This is a genomic window from Corynebacterium sp. HMSC11D10, assembly GCF_001806995.1.
Taxonomy (GTDB): Bacteria; Actinomycetota; Actinomycetes; order Mycobacteriales; family Mycobacteriaceae; genus Corynebacterium; species Corynebacterium coyleae.
In genome coordinates this window covers 83,710-101,614 of the sequence record NZ_KV787090.1, presented here as the reverse complement: position 1 = coordinate 101,614, position 17,905 = coordinate 83,710, and the positions used below count along the sequence as shown (strand labels likewise).

Here is a 17,905-nt window from a genome sequence, read left to right as displayed (position 1 = left end):
ATGGTCGTCATGCTCAACCCCGTGCACCTTGTCTTAGGCGAAGACGAATTCCTCGCCGAGCGTGCCACAAAAAAGATCATCGCCGACGCTGGCGACGGCATCGAAGTGACCACCCTGCGTGCAGGCGACGTCACCGAAGGCGAAATCGCCATGGCAACCAGCCCGTCACTGTTCGCCGAAGACCGCGTCGTACTGGTCAAACACGCAGAACTCGCAGGCAAAGAACCCACCGAGGTACTGCTGAAAGCGTGCGTGGATCCTGCGCCCGGCATCGTGATCATCATCCAGCACACCGGTGGTGGGCGGCAGAAATCGCTGGTGCCCAAGTTCAAAAAACTCGCCGATGTGCACGAGGCCAATCCGCTTAACGACGGCCAACGTCGCACCTGGGTCACCGAAGAGTTCCGCTCCCACGGCGTGCGCCCTACCCCCGATGTGGTTGCCGCACTCCTGGAATCCGTCGGCTCAGACCTGCGCGAACTCGCCTCCGCCGTTAGCCAGCTTGTCGCCGACACCGACGGGGAAATCACCGTCGCCGCAGTGCGCGAATACTACGTTGGCGTCGCGGAGGTCGCAGGCTTTGACATCGCCGACCAAATGGTCGCCGGCCGCGCCGACCGCGCACTCGCATCGACGCGCCGAGCACTTCAACTGGGCGTCAAACCGGCCACCATCGCCGCAGCGCTCGCCCACAAAATCGGCGACATCGCGAAACTTTACGGCGTGCGCGGCAACCCCGACCAGATCGCACGCACCGTAGGCATGCACCCGTACGTGGCCAAGAAAACCATGCAGGTGGCGCGCCACTGGTCCGGCCGAGCGGTGTCCGAAGCGGTGATCATCGTGGCTGACCTCGACGCAGAGGTGAAAGGCCAAGGCGGCGACGCCGAGTTCGCCCTGGAAAACGCCGTGCGACGCATCGCGGAGCTCGTATGATCGCGCCGGGAGATCTCGCCGTCATCATCGGCCTCAACGTCATCGGTGCCGCCGCGCCAGGTCCCGACGTGGTGCTGATTACCCGCACCGCGACGCGTTCGCGCCGCCACGGGTGGGCAACCGCCATCGGCATCCAAACTGGCGTGCTCATGTGGTGCGCGCTCACCGTCTTTGGTGCTGCGGCGCTGCTCAACGCGTTCCCAGACGCGCTGACCTACGTCCAACTGGTGGGTGGTGCAGTGCTGATTGCGATGGGTGCGAGCAACGTTCGTGGTGGTCTCGCGGATCGGCACAACCCACCAATGACCCTCGAAGAGGCGGAGCAGCGGCTCGGCACGGTGCGCTCTGCATACATGCGTGGCTTAGCGACGAACCTCGCCAACCCCAAGATCGTCATCGCGCTGTCCGCCATGATCGCCCCACTGCTGCCGCCCAGCCCCAGCCTGAGCACCGCCCTTATCGTGACGTTTGCGCTGTGGCTGAGTTCCTTCGTCTTGTTCGCCGTCTTTGTCCAGGTGATCTCTACCCAGCGGGTGCGGCGGAAGTTCCTGAGCGCCGGCCCCTACATCGACATCGGTGCAGGCGCGTTCTTCGTTATCGTCGGCCTGACCTTGATCGTGCGCGGGGCGCTGGCGCTCTAACCGCCCTGTAAACGGCTCGCCGTTTACAGGTAGGGCAGGAGGAAGCGCACCGTGTGGGCGGTTGCGCTCGGGTCGGTGAACCAGGTGTGGATGCCACCCTCGATGCGCTCCACGCGCGTGGCCGCGTCGCAGCCCTGCGCCTCAAACGTGGTCACGTTGCCGGAGCGCGAGCGGGTGGTCGTGCCCAAGCACTTGTTCTTCGAGGCCATGGTGCGCATGACGCTATCCACCGACTCGTAGAACGCACCGTGCCGGATACCGCCGTTGTATCCCACTACGTTGTCGTTGGTGCCGTGCATGATCAGCGTGGGCACCGATCCGGAGGTGCAGCCGGTCACGGTCGGGTTGTAAAACGCACCAGCGACGGAGGCGACCGCCTTGACGGTGTCGGGGGCGTGGCAGGCAAGTGCGGCCGCAAATCCGCCGCCGTTGGACAGGCCGGCTGCGACGACACGGTTCGGGTCGGCGCCGTACTGGGTGGCGGCGTCGTCGATAATGGCGCGCGTGTAGGCGATGTCCTCATTCAGCGACGTGCGGGCATACGGCGCTCCAGCCCACGCGTTGTCAACACCCTGCGCGTAGATCACAATCGTGTTGTCGATTGCGGTTTCGAACTTCTGGTAGTCACGCGTCTGGCTTGCGGTGTGCTGCCAGCCACCAAAACCAAGAATCACCGGGTAGGCGACGCCCTCGGAGTAGTTCGACGGCAGGACCACATCGTAGGAGCGCGAGGTGCCATCCACCACGATGCGGCGCGTGTGCTTGCCCGGAGCCTTGTCGCCCACGGCGCCATTGCGTATCGACGACCCCGCTTCCGCCATCGGCACCGCAACCAAAATACCGGCGATGATCAACGTCAACACGCCAAGCGCCTGCTTGACCTGCGGGTTATTCATCGGAAGGAGTTTCGACAATGCCGAAACGAGCTCAGCTGCATCCACGGATGCCGAAACGGACGGGTCTGCAGCCTTCGCCTCTGGAGCGATTGCAGGGGATGCCATCAGGCTAAACGTCAGCGCGGCCGCAACCGCACGCTTTTTAATTTTCACGGAAGTTCCTCTTTTGTCGGGCCGCACGCGGCGTTAGAAACAAGTAAATCCCGCCCCGAATAAACCTGGGCGGGATCAACCTGTGAACAACGGCAATTAGTCCATCTTGTTCAGGGCGCGAGCCATGTTGGACTTCTTGTTCGCCGCAGAGTTGCGGTGGAAGACGCCCTTGGTCACAGCCTTATCCAGCTTGCGGGAAGCAACGCGCAGCTGTGCCTCAGCGGCAGCCTTGTCGCCGGACTCCACAGCCTCACGGAACTTACGGATCTCCGTGCGGGTAGCGGAACGGAAGGACTTGTTGCGCTGACGACGCTTCTCGTTGGTGAGAACGCGCTTCTTCTGCTGCTTGATGTTTGCCATCGTGAAATACCTCTTGGTTTCTCAATCGAACATGTACATGTCGCGGCATCTGGCAGGGCATTGCGTGCAGTGCTTTGGGTATCAAACGCGAACCCAAGGTCCTGTCCGCGTAGCACCGCACACCCTATTGAGCGCCGGATGCGAACAACCCCGAAAGAATAACAGTGTGAACTGCACAAACCAAACTGTTGGAGTTACGACCAGTTGAAGCGTTCGCGCAGCGTGTTGGCCACCCGCTGGAAGCGGCGTGGCGGGACGGTGGTGCCGCGACGTTCCACGTCTGATTCCGGCACGACCAGGGTCTTATCCAAACGCACCCAGCATGGCTGGCCGGAGGATTCCCAATCGCCCGGCCCGATTTCAAACCACCGCTCATCGTTTTCGTGTTCCCGCTCGGGGGAGATCAGCAACCCCAACACGTCGTGGCGCTCGCGGCCCACGATCAGGATCGAGCGCTGCCGCGGCGGATGTGAAGGGACGGTGACCCAAACAACCTCGCCTGGTTCGGCGGTGCCGTCCATGTCCGGGGCGTAGTAGATGCTGCGACACACGGAGTCGGTGGGGCGCACCGAGACTTGCGGGGCACGACCACGGCGTTGCTGGATCTGGGATGTCAGTCGATCACCAAGCAGCGTAAAACCGTGGTCGAGGACGGGTTTCCTCTTTCGCTTAAAGCGCTCAAACGCCACGGTTTCACCTCCGGTTTATGGTCACTGGCCACTCTAAGCCTTCGCGGGGGATGGAACAACCACTTTTTGCTGCGAATGTTTCCCTACGTCGCGCAGCACCCACATGAGTAGCGCGGTCGTTCCGATGGTGAGCAACGCGGAGACGGCCGTTTGAGGCAGGGTGATTTCTGTTTCGCCTGGATCAGTCAATCCCAGCGTGCCGTAGGAAAACACGATGGTGTTGGACACCGCGTGCAAAACTACGGCCGCCTCCACACCGCGGGTGTGCCAGGTCAGCAGTGCGGCGCACAGGGCGAAAATGGCGATGTCGAGCAGGCCGATCCAGTTGTACAAGTGCAACGCCACGAACACGGCGGCGGGCAGCCCGTAGCAAATCCAGCCAGGTGAGATCCACTGGCCGAGGATCTGCGGCAGGCTCGCGCGGAAGACGTACTCCTCGGCCGCGGCCTGCAGCGGGACGACAACCACAAAGGCGGCGAGCAGCATCCATTCGCGAGGACTCAGCGAAAGGTCGCCGGTCCCGAACAGGAGGGCGTCGAGAAGCACCTGCGCCCCATAGATCGCGCCGACCACCACGAACGCGCGCCCAGCAACGCCCCAGCGGAAGTGCCCCTCGATGCTGGAGAGCGCACCAGGTTTGCGGCCGAGTACCCGCGCGGCGATAAACGGCGCAGGCAGCCAAGCCGCGATGAACAACACCTGCACCAGGGAGGCAAGCGGGTCGGAGGAGGTTTCGTCGAAAAGATCGCCCAGCCCGTAGAACCCAGCGGCAAGGCCGATCGGCACCGCCATCGCCATCGTGAACGCTGCGATGCACACAGCAAGCACCACGAACTCGACGAGCGGACGCCACCACGCAGGCTTGCGCAAACGGTGCGTTAAACCAGCTCTGTGAAACTCAGTTGGCATGCCCACACGTTAGCGCGCCGCGCGACACGTAAGATGAAGCAATTATGGCTGCCAAATCGACGAACTTCGCGGAAAATACGTTCACGGACCCCGCCCGCATCCGTAACTTCTGCATTATCGCCCACATCGACCATGGTAAGTCCACGCTGGCAGACCGCATTTTGCAACTGTCCAACGTGGTGGACGAGCGTGAGATGCGCGACCAGTACCTCGACAACATGGACATCGAGCGCGAACGCGGCATCACCATCAAGGCCCAAAACGTTCGCCTGCCGTGGGTGCCCAAAACCGGCACGCACGCGGGTGAAGAGATGGTGTTGCAGATGATCGACACCCCAGGCCACGTGGACTTTTCCTACGAGGTCGCCCGCTCCCTCGACGCGTGCGAGGGCGCAATTTTGCTTGTCGACGCAGCCCAAGGCATCGAAGCCCAAACCCTGGCCAATCTCTACATGGCCATCGACAACGACCTGGAAATCATCCCGGTCCTGAACAAGATCGACCTGCCGGCAGCCGACCCGGAAAAGTACGCACTCGAGATCGCCAACATCATCGGCTGCGAACCGGAAGACGTGCTGCGCGTGTCCGGCAAGACGGGCGAGGGCGTGCCGGAACTGCTCGACCGCGTCGTTGAGCTGATCCCGGCTCCGGAGTCCGAGCACGGCGCAGAGGCGCCGGCCCGCGCCCTGATTTTCGACTCCGTCTACGACACCTACCGCGGCGTCGTCACCTATGTGCGCATGATGGACGGCCGCCTCGAGCCGAACCAGAAGGTACAGATGATGAACACCGGCACCACGCTCGAGATCCTGGAAATCGGCGTGGTCTCCCCAACGATGAAGAAGACCAAGGGGCTTGGCCCGGGCGAGGTCGGCTACGTGATCACCGGCGTGAAGGACGTGCGCGAGACCCGCGTCGGCGACACCGTCACCTGGGCTTCTAAAGGTGCTTCGCAACCCTTGGAGGGTTTTGAGGAAGTGAAGCCGATGGTGTACTCGGGCCTGTTTCCGGTGTCCCAGGAGGACTTCCCGGCCCTGCGCGAATCGCTGGAGAAGCTGCAGCTTAACGACGCCTCCCTCACCTGGGAGCCCGAAACCTCCGTCGCCCTCGGCTTCGGTTTCCGCTGCGGCTTCTTGGGACTGCTTCACATGGAGATCACCCGCACCCGCCTCGAGCGCGAATTCGACCTGGACCTCATCTCCACTGCACCGTCGGTCACCTACCGCGTGATCGCCGAAGACGGCACCGAACAAATGGTGCACAACCCGTCCGACTGGCCCGGCGGCAAAATCCCCGAGGTGTACGAGCCGATCGTGAACATGACGATCATCGTGCCCCAGGAGTTCGTCGGCACCACCATGGAACTGTGCCAGTCCAAGCGCGGCCAGATGAAGAACATGGAATACCTCTCCGAGGACCGCGTGGAGCTGCGCTACCTCATGCCGCTCGGCGAGATCATCTTCGACTTCTTCGACATGCTGAAGTCCCGCACCAAGGGCTACGCCTCTCTCAACTACGAAGAAGCCGGCGAGCAGCAAGCCGACCTGGTCAAGGTGGACATCCTGCTCCAGGGCGAACCCGTCGATGCGTTCTCCGCCATCGTGCACAAGGACTCCGCCCAGTGGTACGGCAACAAGATGACCAAGAAGCTCAAAGAGCTCATCCCACGCCAGCAGTTCGAGGTGCCCGTCCAGGCCGCGATCGGCTCGAAGATCATCGCCCGTGAAAACATCCGCGCCCTGCGCAAGGACGTGCTGTCGAAGTGCTACGGCGGCGACATTTCCCGTAAGCGCAAGCTGCTGGAGAAGCAGAAGGCCGGTAAGAAGCGCATGAAGTCCATCGGTTCGGTCACCGTGCCGCAGGAAGCGTTCGTGGCAGCGCTGTCCACCGACGAGGAGTAGTTCGGCGCCCTAGTTTGATGTAAAACCACGCAGTACCGCCTGCGTGGTTTTACACTTTGCCCAGGTCGCTACCGTGGGCCTTGTAACATCTTGCATCGCGCTAGGGCCGACGCGCCTGCCGGATCGTTTTCTCCACGACCTCGACGCATTGCTGCATGGTTTTCGACCCCGCCCGGGGAACCGTCCAACCATGAAGCATCGATGTCAGGTTGATGGACGTATCTAACTGTCGTTGGTCGTACTCCCAGTGGTGTCGGCCGTCGAACATGATCCCGATCTTGAGTTCGGGGATGGCAAAATCAAAGGTCGTAATGGCTTTGCCGCCCACTGTCAGCGGATACTGCTCTACGAGCGTGTGGCCGTAGTTGCGAACCACTGGCTGGAGGAGCAACCGCAGTTCGGTTTCTTTCGGCGAATCGGCAGTTGAACGGGACAGATCGAGCACCCGAGACAGCCACCGTTGATTGATTTGCCGAAGGGCGCTGGCGCGAATGTCTTCCGCCTGTAGTCCGAGGTGTCGACGGGCGCAGTCGACAAGTTGTACAGCCTTGACCATTTCTGGGCTCACACCGGGGATTGGCTCTGTCTGCCACGAGTGTTCGCCTCGTCGAATCTGTTGCAGAGCCTGCACGGTTGCACGTAATGGTCGAGAAACGCGGATGGGCACACCGCGGTGGGTGAGGGTCCATGTTTCTGTGTGTGGGGCGTGGAGTCGTGCGACGGAGGGACGTATAGCGGAAGCGGTGAGTTTTTGGGGTGTGGGTGCTCGCAGAGTAGTGTCTGCGCCTTCAACGAGATACGGCAATCCGTAGAGAGCGAGCGCGGAGAATCCGCACACCACGCTGCCTGGGCGTTCGTACGCGTGGACGACGGCGCGCACGGCTGCGGGCACGTCGTATTTCTGGTTGTGCGGGTGGTGTCGTGCCGCGAGTTGGACTGCCCATTGTTCCAGGCTGTGGCGCTCGTGGATGAAGCGTTGTTTGCTAACAGGCAGGTAGTTTTGTCCGCGTTCCATCTGGGACGCATTGACGATGGTTGGCGGGAATTCGATGTTCATTCCGTCGTACATAACTATTTGACGTGGAAACTCTCGCCCCGGTTCCTACAATCGCCGTATGCGTGAAATTGTGTTGAACCGTGGCGGCTTTTCCATCTTCGCCCGCATCTTCGGTGAGGCGGATGCCCCGGCGTTGTTGTTCCTGCAGGGTGGCCCGGGTTTTCCGGCGCCGCGTGAGCGGTTCGAGTGGGTGGAAACTGCGCTCGAGCGCGGCTACCAGGTGGTCATGTTGGATCAGCGCGGGACGGGCCGCTCGACCAGGATTGATTCGGCGACGCCGTCGCTTATCGACGACACCGTGCTCACCCAGCTTCGCGCCAGCGACATCATCGCCGACGCGGAAGCGTTGCGTGAGGAGATGGGGCTGAAGCAGTGGGATGTGTTGGGCCAGTCCTTTGGCGGGTTCTGCCTGACGCATTATTTGGCCGTGCACCCGGAGAGTGTGGGGAGGGCGTTGTTTACGGGCGGGTTGCCGTCGATAAGCGAGGGCGTAGAGAGCGTCTACCGTGCGACCTTTGCCAAGCTCAAGCACCGCCACCTGCAGTTCAACGAGCAGTACCCGGAAGCCGAGCGGACGATCCGCGAGGTGTGCCGCCACCTGGAGGCGGAGGAGGAACTGCTGCCCACCGGCGAGCGGCTGAGCGCGCGGCGCCTGCGCACTCTCGGCATCGAGTTGGGGCGCGAGGATGGGTTCGCGTCGCTGGCGCAGTTGTTTGAGGCGCCGTTCCACCCGAACGGCAGGCTGCGCACGGACTTTTTGGCGTCGGTGGGGGAGCGCGTGAGTTTTGCCAAGGGGCCGCTGTATGCGGCGGTGCATGAGTCGATCTACGGCGGCACGGTGCCGGGGGCGACGAACTGGGCGGCGGAGCGGGTCTCCCGCGAACTTACAGGGTTCGCGCCGGACGCCAGCCCTAACGACGAGGAGTTCTACCTCACCGGCGAGCACATCTTCCCGTTCCAATTCGACGAGGATCCGGAGCTACGCCCGTTCAAGGCTGTGGCAGAACAGCTGGCGCAGAAGGATGACTGGGACAACCTGTATGGCGGGCTCGGTGGGGGCCACGATGCGTACGCGGCGGTGTACACCGACGACATCTACGTGCCGCGCGAGCTGTCGCTGGAAACTGCGGATGTCATCGGTGCGAAGGTGTTTGAGACGGACCAGTTCCAGCACGACGGGCTGCGCCGCCACGGCAAGGCGGTGCTTGGCCGCCTGCTGGACATGGCGGGGAAGTAGCTAGCCGCGGTTGTCTTCGGCGGCGCCGTCGTTCTCGGCGGTTGTGCTGTCTTCCTCTTCGGGCTGGTAGCCGTCGGACCATTCGCCGGTTTCGTAGTCGTAGCCGACGGGGGTGCCTTCTTCGTCGGTGCGTCGATACCAGTCGGTGTATTCGTCGGACGTGGAATCGAACTCGGCACCTGCGCCTTCGCCTGCTGCGGAGGGCTCGACCACGATTTCAAAGTCGTCGCCGTATTCTTCGATGCCTCGGATGACGGCGGACTTCACCGCGTTGCGGGCGTAGGAATTGCGGATGGCGATGGGGTCGGTGGAGAGGTCCTTGATAAACGAGTACATCAGCAACAGGATGACCACCGAGAACGGCATTGCGGATAGGATGGTCAGGGATTGTAGGCCGGACAGGGCGTCTTCGCCGCCGGAGAGCAGCATGACCACAGCGATGCCCATCATGGCCAGTCCCCAGAAGACCACCACGAGTTTGTTCGGCTCGGGGTCGCCCTTGGACGACATGGAGCCCATGATCGTGGAGGCGGAGTCTGCGGAGGTGATGAAGAACACCGCGAGGATGCCGATGAGGATGTACGGGGTGATCTCCGCCAGCGGCATTTCGCCGAACATGTTGAAGAGCACTTGCTGCGGGGTGGCGGTGCCGTCGAAGCCTTCGCGGCCTTCGCGGGAGAAGGTGATTGCGGTGCCGCCGAAGATGGTGAACGCGCAGATGAGCACGGCGGTGGGGACGAGCGTGGTCACTACCGCGAATTGGCGCAGAGTGCGTCCGCGGGAGATTCGTGCGATGAACATGCCGACGAACGGTGCCCAGGCGATCCACCACGCCCAGTAGAAGGCAGTCCAGGCAGACTGGAAGTCGAGGGTGTCTTCACCCCAGGACAAGGAGCGCGACGCCATGTCGAAGAAGCGGTCGGCGTAGACCAGGGTGCCTGACGGCAGTAGGTTGACCAGCAGCAGGGTTGGCCCGGTGGCGAAGATGAACAGGATGGCCGCCGACGTCAACGAGATGTTGATATTCGACAGGATGCGGATGCCTTTGCCCACACCAGAGACGGCGGAGATAACAAAGCCGATGGTGAGCACGCCCATGACGGTCAGCAGCACGCCCATGGGGGCGGAGTCGCCGCTGCGCATGATGGCGATGCCGTCGCCGATCTGCAGGGTAGAAATACCCAGCGTGGCCGCGGTGCCGAACAGGGTGGCCACGATCGCCAGGATGTCGATGATGGTGCCGAAAGGGCCTGAGCGCTTGAACACCGGGGTAAACAGCGACGACATAAGCGTGGGTCGTCCGCGGCGGTAGCAGGAGTAGGCCATGGCGCCACCGACCAGTGCGTAGAGCGCCCACGGGGAGAGGCCCCAGTGGAAGTTGGCTTGGGCGATTGCTCGGTGCAGTGCTTCTTCGGTTTCGGCCTCGACGGTCAGCGGTGGCGGGTCGAGGTACATGGTCAGTGGTTCGGAGGGGCCGAAGAAGAAGATGCCTACGCCGATGCCTGCAGCGAACATCATGGCGACCCAGGAGAAGAACGAGTATTCGGGTTCTTCGTCGTCTTTGCCCAGTGTGATGTTGCCGAAGCGAGAGAACGCCAGCACTGCCATGATGATGACGCAGGCGACGAGCACGATGTTGAAGAGCCAGCCGAAGTTGCGAAGGCCCCATGACAGTGCGCTTGACGCGCTCGAGCCGACCTGTTCTGGGGAGGTCACGCCCCAGATGATGAAGGCAAGGATGGCTGCGGCGGTCACGCCGAAAACGACTTTGTCCAGGCTGAAGTTGTGGCGTGATTCTTCGACGCTGATGCCCGGGACGAGGCCGGGGTGCATGTCGTCGGGGTAGACGCCTTGTGTGCGTTGGACGCGCATGGGGCGTTTATTGCTTGTCGACGACGACCGTCGCGGCATCATCTGAGGGCTCATTTGGGTTTACGCTCCAGGCAGGGTGTCGGTGGCGGTGGGGTAGGACGGTTGTGCCCCGGGTCGGGTGACGGAGAACGCGCCGACGCGGCAGGCGTAGGAGGAGGCTTCCACGATCGTGTCGCCTTCGATGATGCGGGCGCAGAACGCGCCTGCGAAGGAGTCGCCGGCGCCGACGGTGTCTACGGCTTCGACTTGTGGGGAGGGGATGTGGGTCAGCGCGTTGTCGTCAGCGACGAGTGCGCCTGCCGCGCCGAGGGTGAGCACGACGGAGGCGAAGCCCGCGTCCTTCAACCGGCGGGCGAGGTCCTCGGGGGTGCCGGTGGAGTCGTAGCCAAGCTGGTCGAGGATCAGGCCTGCTTCGTGTTCGTTGGCCATGAGCGGGTCCGCGGCGAGCAGGGCCTCGCGCGGTACGTCGACGACGGGGGCGAGGTTGATCACCACCCGTCCGCGTGCGAGTTCGACGGCGCGGGCGAAGCCGTCGGCCGGGATTTCGCCTTGCAAGAGGACCACTTCCGCGGCTTCGACGGGTTCGGCGTGGCGGGAGACAAAATCGGCGTCCACGAGCGCGTTGGCGCCGGGGACGACCTGGACGGTGTTTTCGCCGTTGGCCGCGACGGCGATCACGGCAAGGCCGGTGACCTCGTTGACTTCCTCGACGTGGGTGAGGTCCACGTTCGCCTCGCGCAGCAGCGCGGTTGCCGGGATGGCGTTGGAGTCGGTGCCTACCGCGCCGACCAGTGCGACGGGGGCACCGAGGCGTGCTGCGGCGCAGGCTTGGTTCGCGCCCTTGCCGCCGGCGGTGATGCCTCCGCCGGAGCCGAGCAGCGTTTCGCCTGGGGTGGGGTGTCGGTCAACATTGACGGTGAGGTCGGCGTTGATGGATCCGACCACGCAGATTTTTGCGGCACTCATGGGTGCCTATAGTACGGCGGCGAGCAGCTCCCGGGTGTAGGCGTGTTGCGGGTTGGCCCAGATTTCCTCGGTTGGACCCTGCTCGACGATGCGCCCGGACTGCATGACGGCAACGGTGGGGCACAGTTCACGCGCGACGTTTAAGTCGTGGGTGACGAAGATGAGGGTGTGGTTGCCTACGGTGTCGCGGAGCAGGTCGAGCACTTGGTTTTGGATGGTGGCGTCGAGGGCGGACACGGGTTCGTCGGCAAGCAAAATGCTCGGGCGAGGCGCCGCGGCGCGCGCAATTGAGATGCGTTGGCGCTGCCCGCCGGAAAATTGTGCGGGCTTGCGGTGGCCTGTGCCGGCGAGGCCGACGCGTTCGAGCATTTCGTCGGAGCGTTGCTTATCGACGCCCGCCTCACGAATCGACGCCCCAACCTCCATTCGTGGATCAAGGGAGGAGTAGGGGTCCTGGAACACCATCTGCACGTCCCCTGCGACTGTCACGGTGCCGGATGTGGCCTGGCGCAGCCCCGCAATCAGGTGGAGCAGCGAGGTCTTGCCCGAGCCGGAGCCGCCCACGATGGCCAGGCGTTCGCCTTCGCGCACGGTGAGGGTGACGTTGTCTACCGCCATGGTGGCGCCGCGCTGCAGGGAGACGTGGTCGAGCTCGACGACCGGCTCGCCGAGCGTGACAGGGGCAGCGGGCGCGCCGGGCTCCGCTGCGGCGGAAAGGGCTTTGGCGTAGTCGGAGTCAGGTGCGACGATGCGGCCGTCCTTGAACACCAATACGCGGTCGGTCATGCGGCGCACCACGGCCAGGTCGTGGGAGATGAACAGCAGGCCCATGCCGCGCTCGCGAACAAGGCGGTCGAGCAGGTCGAGGATGTCGGACTGGACGATGGCGTCGAGGGCGGTGGTGGGCTCGTCGCAAATGAGCACGTCCGGGTTCTGCGACAAGGCGAGCGCGATAAGCACGCGTTGACGCTGGCCGCCGGAGAGTTCGTGTGGGTAGGCGTCGGGACGGTCCACGCCGACGTCTCGGAGCAGGTCGCGTGAGACGATCCGGCCGATCTTTTTCAGCGGGTCGAGTGCGGTCATCGGCTCTTGGAACACCATGGCGACTGTCTTGCCGCGTACCCGGCGGCGCACGCGGTCGCGGGTGCCCACCATCTCGGTGCCGTTGACGGTGATGGAACCGGTCGCGGGCAAGTCACTCAACCCCATAATGCTCAGCGCGGTGACGGACTTGCCGGATCCGGATTCGCCGATGATGCCCACGCGTTCGCCGGGGGCGATGTGGAAGGTGATGTCGTGGACAATGCCGTCGATGCTGAAGTGCTTAACGTCGATCATTGGTGCCTCCAAGCAGGTTGAAGCCCAACACGGTCACTGCGATGGCCAGACCCGGCCACAGTGCGAGGTGCGGGGAGGTGGCCAAGAACGGCTGCGAGGCTTGCAGCATGCGGCCCCACGACGCGTACGGTGCGGGGGAGCCAAGACCAAGGAAGGACAGGCCGGCCTCAGCGAGAATGGCAAGAGCAACGGCGACGGAGACCTGCGTGAGCACGATCGGCCAGATATTTGGCAGCACGTGGCGCCACGCGATCCTGGCTCCGGACACCTTGGCAATGCGCGCGGCCAGAATGTAGTCGTTCTGCATCACCTGCAGCGTGCCTGCGCGGGCGACGCGGACGAACCCGGGTGCGCCGGCGATACCAATGGCCAACACGACGATCCAGATCGAGGCACCAAACACGGCGGTGAACACGATGGCCAACAGCAGCGCCGGGAACGCGAGCAACAGGTCAGCGCCGGCCATGACAAACCGGGATGCACCGCGGCGCATGCCGGCCCAAATCCCCAGCGGCACACCGACCAGCGCCGACAAACCGACTGCGCCGATAGCCACCGTGAGGGTCAGGCGCGCACCGTCCATGACACGCGAGGTGATGTCGCGACCGAACTGGTCGGTGCCCATCCAGTGCCTCACCGAGGAACCTTGCAGGCGGTTGTGAACGTCGGCCTGTAGCGGGTCGAACGGTGTCCACACCAGTGAGAGCACAGCGACCGCCGCGACGGCCAGGACGATCACCCCGCCAATCTTGCGTTGTGTTGTCATGCTCGCCTCCGAATCCGCGGATCAACCACCGCATACGTCAGGTCCACAATGAGGTTGACCACCAGCGTGAATGCCACGACCAGCATCATCACGGTTTGGACGGTGGTGAGGTCACGGTTGCCCACGGCGTCGAGAAGCATTGTGCCCAACCCCGGAATCGTGAACACGCGCTCGATGACCACCGCACCAACCACCAAGGACGCCAGTTGCACGCCCACGACCGTGATCACCGGCAGTGCTGCGTTGCGCAGGGCAGAGGAGTAGAGCACTGCGCGTATCGACGACCCCTGCGACCGCCCCGTACGCACATAATCCTTACCCAACTCTTCACGCACCGACGCCGCAATGTAGCGGGTCAGAATCGACGCCTGCACAAGCGAAAGCGCCGCCACCGGCAGCACCACGTGGGCAGGCGTTCCCCACCCATTGGCAGGCAACCAGCCCAGTCGCACGGAGAACAACGCCACCAGCGCAATACCGACAAGAAACGACGGGACGATAATGCCCACCTGCGACAGTCCACTGACCACCGCCGAGCCCACGGAGCGGCGTCGACCCGCGATGTACACACCAGCCGGCACTGCAACGAGCAGCGACACCGCCATGGCCAGCAACGTCAGCGTGAGTGACACCCCGGCGCGCTCTATGACGGACTCGGTGATTTCCTTGCCCGAAGACAACGAAACCCCAAAGTCGCCGGTGATCAGGCCACCGATCCAGTCGAAATACTGCGCCGGCAACGAGCGGTCGAGCCCGAGGCGGGTGTTCAATTCTGCGATGTCGGCTTCGGTTGCCGCCACCCCGAGGGCGATGCGCGCCGGGTCGCCGGGTACTGCGCGCAGCAGCGTGAAGATAATCAGGCTGGCGGCGACAAGCAGCAGCACAAAGCGCAGGAGGTGTTTGCTGATGGTGCGGATCATTTTGTCACCTCGTTAAGCCGTAGCGAATCAGTGACCACGTTGGGGTTCAGACCGCTGACACCCGGGGCGTAGAGCACGATATTGGGCGCGTTGACCAGGGTCAGCGACGCCGCGTCGGCCATGACTTGGTCGATGGCGGCCTTGATGTCGCCGTCCGCGAAGTGCTGCTGGGCCTCGGGCGAGTCGTAGCCCAGGTAGTAGTCCGGGTTGCCGAACAGTTGGGCGGCGTCGCGCGGCTCCACGTGGGCGATGAGTGAGGACTGGTAGTCGTGGCCCTTGTGGACTTGGCTGAGCCATACGGCGGGGAACTCGACGGTTTCCAGGTTGATCTTGAATCCGACGTCGCGCAGTTGCGAGAAGATCAGCTCGGATGCGGTCTGCGCGTACGGGAGGTTGGGCACTGTGATGGTGACCTCCGGGGTGCGCCCGGCGAGCAGTTCGCGGGCCTTGTCGGGGTCGAACGGGTAGTAGTTGTGTCCGGTAAACCACGGGTCGGTCGGCGGGACGGGTGCGCCGCCGGTGTCGGTGGCCAGACCGTTGTAGACCACCTCGTTGATCGCGTCGCGGTCGATTGCGTACGCCACGGCGCGGCGGATGTCCGGATCGTCGAATGGGGCGCGCTGGTTGTTCATGCTCAGCAGCACTTCGCCGTTGGTGGTGCCCACTTCCACCCGGATGTCCTCGGGCAGCGTTGCTATCAACTGCGGGGCCTGCATCGCCCACACCACGTCGGCGTCACCGACGCGTAGCGCGTTGACGGCAGATACCGGGTCGTCGAAGTAGCGCATCACGGCGTCGCGCTCGACGGGGCCATCCCAGTAGTCCTCGCGGGCGTCGAAGACGATCTTCTCGCCGATGTCGAAGCGCTGCACTGTGTAAGGGCCGGTTCCCAGCGGGTCGGTGGCCAGCCGCTCGATGCTCGCCGGGGTCATCATCGCGCCGGTCAGCGTTGCCATGGACCACAGCCACGCATCCGCGTCACCCTCGACGGTGACGGCCAAGGTGTGCTCGTCGAGCACGTGCGTATCGACGACCGGAGCCATCTGGGCCTTCAATCCATTCGTCCACTCGTTTTGCACGTAATCGATGGAGAACGCGGCATCCTCGGCGGTAAACGCTTTGCCGTCGGAGAATGTCACGTCGTCGCGCAGGTGGAACGTGAATGTGTCGCCGTCGCGGTCCCATGAGGAGGCGAGGTGGGGGATGGGTTGGCCGTTGTCGTCGATACGCACCAGCGTCTCGTACACATTGCCCACGAGCGCTTGGGGTGCGGCGGCACCGCCAGTTGTTGTGAAATCGAGACCGGCAGGGGCTGCGGAAGCGGCAACCACCACCTCATCACGGGTCTCGGAATTGGTACAGGCAGCCAACGGCAGAGCAAGACAGACGGTGGCTGCGACCAGCGTCCTTGAAAGCATGCTGTGAGATTAGTGGATGTCGGAGTCCACCTGGAACCACAGGGGGGACGAGTGCCCCCGAACATTGTTCAATCCGAAGGTCACCTTGTCCGCGCGGAAGATGTGTACGGCGTATTCCAGCACGTCACCGTTGTGTGTCAGCGCCTTCAGCGCCACCGCAACTACCGGGTCGTTTTCCTCAATGCCGAGCTGCTTTGCCAGCTGCGCATCGGCGCGCTCCACCGTGAAGGCACGCGACAGGTTGTTAAAGTCCGCGCCCGCGCGAATGAGTTCGCGGTGGATGGAATCCTCGGAGGTGTCCACCGTCTCAATCACATCAGTCAGCGAAGCGTCGAAGTACATCACTTCGGCCACCAGCGGCTCGTCGTCGGCGCTGCGTACACGGTCGAGGACGTAGACGTCCGTGCCAGGAGCGATGTGCATCTTGTCGGCGACGTCTTCGTCCGCCTCGATGATGCCGCGGCGGTTCACCACCTCGCCCGGGTTCTTACCCATGCGGTACAGCCACGAGGTGGTGGACAGGATCTCCTCGAACGTCTCAGTGCGGGTATTCGACAGCACCAGGGAGCGACGCCCACGGCCCGAGGAAAGCAGGCCCTCCGCGCGCAACGTCGCTACCGCTTGACGCACCGGTCCGCGGGAGGTGTTGAACTGCTCGCACAGTTCGACCTCACTCGGCAGTGACTCACCCGCAGGGATATGACCTGCGAAGATCTCGTCGCGAAGATAATCGGCGATCTCTTCGTGCTGCTGCGGGCGGCGTAGTGGACCGGTGGGCAATTGAGCCATGAGGGTCAGATCCTTCGGTATCGGCGCGGATTTGTATAGCCAAATCCTAGACCACTGTTCACCAGAATTTTACTTTCCCCAGGAATCGGCCAAAATTTCCATGTTGCGCAGAGTTGCATCGTGGCTGCCGGACTGCAACGAGATCATCAACTCGTCTGCCTTGGCCAGTTTTTGGAACGCCTCGAGGTACTCCACAACCTGCTCACCGGTGCCCTTCGCGGTGTAGCGCAGCATGTCCGTGATCTGACGGCCTTGGAAGGAATTGACCACGGCGTCGAGCTGATCGTCCGAAAGTGCAGTGCCACGACGACCCATGAATGCACGCACGCGGTTGCGGTGCACGATACGGGTTTGCTCCTCGGCTTCCTGCTCGGAATCGGCGGCTGTGACGTTGACTGCGGCGATGCAGTACGGCTCCGGGTAGCGCTCCGACGGCTGGTAATTCTCCTTGTAGTAGGTGGTGGCCTGCTCCAAGTGCTGCGGCGCGAAGTGGGAGGCGAACGCGTACGGCAGGCCCAGCTTCGCGGCCAGGGATGCGCCGAACATGGACGAACCCAGGATGATCAGCGGCACGTTCGTGTTAAACCCGGGCATTGCCGTCACGCCCGGCAGTGGGGACTCGTCGGACAGCCAGGCCTGCAGCTCGAGAACATCGTCGGGGAAGCGCTCGGCGGCGGCAGGGTCTCGTCGCAAAGCACGGCCCAACGTCTGCTGATCAGTACCGGGCGCGCGCCCCAAACCGAGGTCGATGCGGCCGGGGTAGAGCTCCTCGAGCATTCCGAACTGCTCCGCAATGACGTACGGGGAGTGGTTCGGCAACATCACCCCACCCGAACCGAGGCGAATGCGCTCGGTCTTCGCGCCGATGTGGCTAATGAGCACTGCGGGTGACGACGACACAATGCTCGACATGTTGTGGTGCTCCGCATACCAAATCCGGTCGTAGCCCAACCCTTCCGCCTTTTGCGCGAAAGTAACGGAGCGCTTCATCGCCTCGCCGACGGACTCGTCGGGGTAGCGGGTGCAGAAGTCGATCAGAGAAAGTGGCGTACGCATA

The 17,905-nt window shown here is 63.3% G+C and carries 17 protein-coding genes; 4 read left to right on the top strand and 13 right to left on the bottom strand.

Annotated features, from left to right (window positions below; genetic code table 11):
• Complete coding sequence (gene holA / locus HMPREF3120_RS11420) at window positions 1-936, top strand: DNA polymerase III subunit delta (RefSeq protein ID WP_070453632.1); 936 nt, start codon at window positions 1-3, stop codon at window positions 934-936.
• On the top strand, window positions 933-1,577 hold the full coding sequence (locus HMPREF3120_RS11415) for a LysE family translocator (protein ID WP_070421323.1): 645 nt from the start codon (window positions 933-935) through the stop codon (window positions 1,575-1,577). Before holA ends, HMPREF3120_RS11415 begins: the two co-directional genes overlap by 4 nt.
• A 23-nt stretch (window positions 1,578-1,600) precedes the next feature.
• Here HMPREF3120_RS11415 and HMPREF3120_RS11410 read toward each other — a convergent pair whose 3' ends face one another.
• The 4 genes from HMPREF3120_RS11410 to HMPREF3120_RS11395 form a co-directional block, all read right to left on the bottom strand.
• Entirely contained in the window at window positions 1,601-2,626 is a 1,026-nt protein-coding gene (locus HMPREF3120_RS11410) for a CE1 family esterase (protein WP_141739447.1), read from the bottom strand.
• Between the two features lie 96 nt (window positions 2,627-2,722).
• Entirely contained in the window at window positions 2,723-2,986 is a 264-nt protein-coding gene (rpsT, locus tag HMPREF3120_RS11405; protein ID WP_070421324.1) for a 30S ribosomal protein S20, read from the bottom strand.
• A 194-nt stretch (window positions 2,987-3,180) separates the two neighbouring features.
• A complete protein-coding gene (locus HMPREF3120_RS11400) occupies window positions 3,181-3,675 on the bottom strand; it encodes a type II toxin-antitoxin system PemK/MazF family toxin (RefSeq protein ID WP_070453629.1) in 495 nt (164 codons plus the stop codon).
• Between the two features lie 33 nt (window positions 3,676-3,708).
• Window positions 3,709-4,584 carry a CPBP family intramembrane glutamic endopeptidase gene (locus HMPREF3120_RS11395; protein WP_083284914.1) on the bottom strand — a complete coding sequence of 292 codons (876 nt, stop codon included), beginning with the start codon at window positions 4,582-4,584 and terminating at the stop codon, window positions 3,709-3,711.
• A 44-nt stretch (window positions 4,585-4,628) separates the two neighbouring features.
• On the opposite strand from HMPREF3120_RS11395, the gene lepA reads away from it, so the two are divergent.
• Window positions 4,629-6,485: a translation elongation factor 4 gene (lepA, locus tag HMPREF3120_RS11390; RefSeq protein ID WP_070453623.1), complete on the top strand. Its 1,857-nt coding sequence runs from the start codon at window positions 4,629-4,631 to the stop codon at window positions 6,483-6,485.
• Window positions 6,486-6,585: 100 nt separating this feature from the next.
• Here the strand turns inward: lepA and HMPREF3120_RS12060 are convergent, their stop codons facing one another.
• Complete coding sequence (locus HMPREF3120_RS12060; protein WP_141739446.1) at window positions 6,586-7,542, bottom strand: hypothetical protein; 957 nt, start codon at window positions 7,540-7,542, stop codon at window positions 6,586-6,588.
• A gap of 58 nt (window positions 7,543-7,600) precedes the next feature.
• Here HMPREF3120_RS12060 and HMPREF3120_RS11375 point away from each other — a divergent pair, with 58 nt between their 5' ends.
• Window positions 7,601-8,779 (top strand): alpha/beta fold hydrolase, encoded by a 1,179-nt coding sequence (locus HMPREF3120_RS11375; protein ID WP_070453615.1) that lies wholly within the window; start codon window positions 7,601-7,603, stop codon window positions 8,777-8,779.
• On the opposite strand, the gene HMPREF3120_RS11370 is transcribed toward HMPREF3120_RS11375, so the two are convergent.
• From HMPREF3120_RS11370 to HMPREF3120_RS11335, 8 genes are all read right to left on the bottom strand, one after another.
• Window positions 8,780-10,690 carry a BCCT family transporter gene (locus HMPREF3120_RS11370; protein WP_083284920.1) on the bottom strand — a complete coding sequence of 637 codons (1,911 nt, stop codon included), beginning with the start codon at window positions 10,688-10,690 and terminating at the stop codon, window positions 8,780-8,782.
• A 21-nt stretch (window positions 10,691-10,711) separates the two neighbouring features.
• The gene (locus tag HMPREF3120_RS11365; protein ID WP_070453612.1) at window positions 10,712-11,617 is read right to left on the bottom strand and encodes a ribokinase; all 906 of its coding nucleotides are present in this window, start codon (window positions 11,615-11,617) and stop codon (window positions 10,712-10,714) included.
• 6 nt (window positions 11,618-11,623) lie between these two features.
• Complete coding sequence (locus tag HMPREF3120_RS11360) at window positions 11,624-12,955, bottom strand: ATP-binding cassette domain-containing protein (RefSeq protein ID WP_070453609.1); 1,332 nt, start codon at window positions 12,953-12,955, stop codon at window positions 11,624-11,626.
• A complete protein-coding gene (locus HMPREF3120_RS11355; RefSeq protein ID WP_070453606.1) occupies window positions 12,942-13,721 on the bottom strand; it encodes an ABC transporter permease in 780 nt (259 codons plus the stop codon). Before HMPREF3120_RS11355 ends, HMPREF3120_RS11360 begins: the two co-directional genes overlap by 14 nt.
• The gene (locus HMPREF3120_RS11350) at window positions 13,718-14,641 is read right to left on the bottom strand and encodes an ABC transporter permease (RefSeq protein ID WP_070453602.1); all 924 of its coding nucleotides are present in this window, start codon (window positions 14,639-14,641) and stop codon (window positions 13,718-13,720) included. Before HMPREF3120_RS11350 ends, HMPREF3120_RS11355 begins: the two co-directional genes overlap by 4 nt.
• Entirely contained in the window at window positions 14,638-16,059 is a 1,422-nt protein-coding gene (locus HMPREF3120_RS11345; RefSeq protein ID WP_083284913.1) for an ABC transporter substrate-binding protein, read from the bottom strand. The genes HMPREF3120_RS11350 and HMPREF3120_RS11345 overlap by 4 nt, the downstream gene beginning before the upstream one ends.
• Before the next feature lie 9 nt (window positions 16,060-16,068).
• Window positions 16,069-16,848 carry a GntR family transcriptional regulator gene (locus HMPREF3120_RS11340; protein WP_070453599.1) on the bottom strand — a complete coding sequence of 260 codons (780 nt, stop codon included), beginning with the start codon at window positions 16,846-16,848 and terminating at the stop codon, window positions 16,069-16,071.
• 69 nt (window positions 16,849-16,917) lie between these two features.
• Complete coding sequence (locus tag HMPREF3120_RS11335; protein WP_070453596.1) at window positions 16,918-17,904, bottom strand: LLM class flavin-dependent oxidoreductase; 987 nt, start codon at window positions 17,902-17,904, stop codon at window positions 16,918-16,920.
• Between the last annotated feature and the right edge of the window lies 1 nt (window position 17,905).